The 2,442-nt window shown below is 60.3% G+C and carries 2 protein-coding genes; both read left to right on the plus strand.

The window, feature by feature from the left end; translation table 11 throughout:
- Window positions 1-178: 178 nt before the first annotated feature.
- On the plus strand, window positions 179-1,498 hold the full coding sequence (locus FEM54_RS30515) for a Na+/H+ antiporter family protein (RefSeq protein ID WP_169987274.1): 1,320 nt from the start codon (window positions 179-181) through the stop codon (window positions 1,496-1,498).
- 246 nt (window positions 1,499-1,744) lie between these two features.
- Window positions 1,745-2,442, plus strand: a 698-nt coding sequence (locus FEM54_RS30520) for a cache domain-containing protein (RefSeq protein ID WP_171045943.1), incomplete at its 3' end; no start/stop codon positions are given.

Genomic DNA, 2,442 nt, shown 5'->3' on the forward strand with positions numbered 1-2,442 from the left:
GCACTGGAGCGCCAGCGGGAGCAAGCTCCCTCGCCACAGTTTTTGACATGACGGCCCGCCTGCGGCAAAGTGCGCGCCCTCTAATAAGACCTCTTAAAGCCTGCACACGGACGCCACTTGATGGCCGCCCGGTCGCGGGCCTGTCTGTTTTTTATGTTTTTTGCTTGAGGTAACCATGATTAACGCAGTCATCGCCGCGGTCGGCACCATGCTGGTGCTCAGTTTGTCCCGTGTGCATGTGGTCATCGCCATCATCGTCGGCGCCCTGGTCGGTGGCTTGACCGGCGGGTTGGGCATCGAGGCCACGCTCAAGGCTTTTAACGGCGGCTTGGGCGGCGGCGCGACCGTGGCGTTGTCCTACGCCTTGCTCGGCGCTTTCGCGGTGGCGATTGCCAAGTCCGGCCTGGCGCATGCCTTGGCGGACAAGGCGCTGCTGTTGGTCGATCGCCAGGAAGCCACCGGCGGAAGTCATGTCAAATGGCTGCTGATTGGTCTGTTGTGGGTGGTGGCGATTGCTTCGCAGAATATTCTGCCGATCCATATTGCGTTTATCCCGCTGCTGGTGCCGCCACTGCTTTACGTGCTGACCAAGCTGCAACTGGACCGCCGGCTGATCGCCTGCGTGATGACCTTCGGCCTGATCACGCCCTACATGTTCCTGCCGGTGGGCTTCGGCAATATCTTCCTTAATCAGATCCTGTTGGCCAACGTGGCCAAGAGCGGCGTGGACATCAGCCAGGTCAACGTCACTCACGCGATGGGTTTGCCGGCGTTGGGCATGGTGGTGGGCCTGCTGGTGGCGGTGTTTATCAGCTACCGCAAAAAGCGTGTGTATGACCTGGAAAAAATCGAGCGCGTCGAGCAAGTAGCCGTGCAGTACAACCCGCTGACCCTGCTGGTGGCCGGGCTGGCAATTGCCTCGGCGTTTATCATTCAGCTGTGGCTGGATTCGATGATCATCGGCGCCCTGGCTGGGTTTCTGATCTTTTCGGTGTCGGGCATTGTGCGCTGGCGCGAGACCGACGACCTGTTCACCGAAGGCATGAAGATGATGGCGATGATCGGCTTCATCATGATCGCCTCATCGGGGTTTGCCGAAGTGCTCAAGGCTACCGGTGACGTGCGCTCACTGGTGGAAGCCTCGGCGGCATTCATTGGTCATAGCCGTGGTGTGGGCGCGCTGCTGATGTTGCTGGTGGGGCTGTTGGTGACCATGGGCATTGGTTCGTCCTTTTCTACGGTGCCGATTCTGGCGGCGATTTTTGTGCCGTTGTGTGTGCAGCTGGGCTTCAGTCCGTTGGCGATTGTGTGCATCGTGGGTACGGCGGGGGCGCTGGGCGATGCCGGTTCGCCAGCGTCGGACTCCACGCTCGGCCCGACTTCCGGCCTGAATATTGACGGCCAGCATCACCATATCTGGGACACCGTGGTGCCGACCTTCCTGCACTACAACATTCCGTTGCTGGCGTTTGGCTGGTTTGCCGCGATGACCCTCTAGTATCTGGAACAGGTTCAATTGTGGCGAGCAGGCTTGCCCTGCGTTGGAGCGCGAAGCGGTCCTGAATCCAGACACCTCGATCTACCTGGCGTGTTACGGCGCCTGAAAAGGGGGCTGCTACGCAGCCCAACGCAGGGCAAGCCTGTTCGCCACAACAGTCCAGTCGCCACTCAGCCAAGGTGTCCTACAGATATTTCGCCACTGGCCGTTAACCTCTCAAGTCGCCACGAATAAGAGAGAAAATCCATGCGTCTGAGTTTGAAGGCCAAAGTCCTGTCCCTGGCCGTCGTGCCTGTGTTGTTGTTTGCCGTGGTCATCAGCCTGACCACGGTGTGGATCCTGCAGGGCCAGGCGCGCAATGAGGTGGATGAAACCCGCCAGCGCCTGCTCAATGACGCCAAGGCCACGCTGCAAAGTTATGTGGAAGTGGCGATGACCACCATCAAGCCGCTCTACGACGCGGCCGCCCCCGGCGACACGGCGGCGCGGGCGCAGGTAGTCAAACTGTTGTCCAACACCACCTACGGCAAGGACGGCTACTTCTTCGGCTACGACTCCGAGACCATCCGCCTGTTCAAGGGCAACAGCCCGGACGGCGTAGGCAAGAGCTTCAAGGACAACCGTGACCCCAACGGTGTCTACGTCAACCGCGACCTGGTCAAGGTCGGCAAGGACGGCACCCACTACCTGCAATACAGCTCGACCCAGCCCGGCCAGACCGAACTGGTGCCCAAGCTTGGCTACACCGAATACCTGCCCAAGTGGGACATGGTGATTGGTACGTCGGTGAACCTCGATGGCATCGAAGCCCAGGTGGCGGTGGTCGAGGCCAAGGTCGAAAAACGCATGGAAGGCGTGCTGCTGAGCATCCTTGGCGTGGCGGTGGTGGTGCTGCTGGTGATTGCTGCAGTGGGCATGTTGGTGGCCAATACCATCTTGCGCCC

The sequence above is a fragment of the Pseudomonas edaphica genome, from assembly GCF_005863185.1.
Classification (GTDB): domain Bacteria; phylum Pseudomonadota; class Gammaproteobacteria; order Pseudomonadales; family Pseudomonadaceae; genus Aquipseudomonas; species Aquipseudomonas edaphica.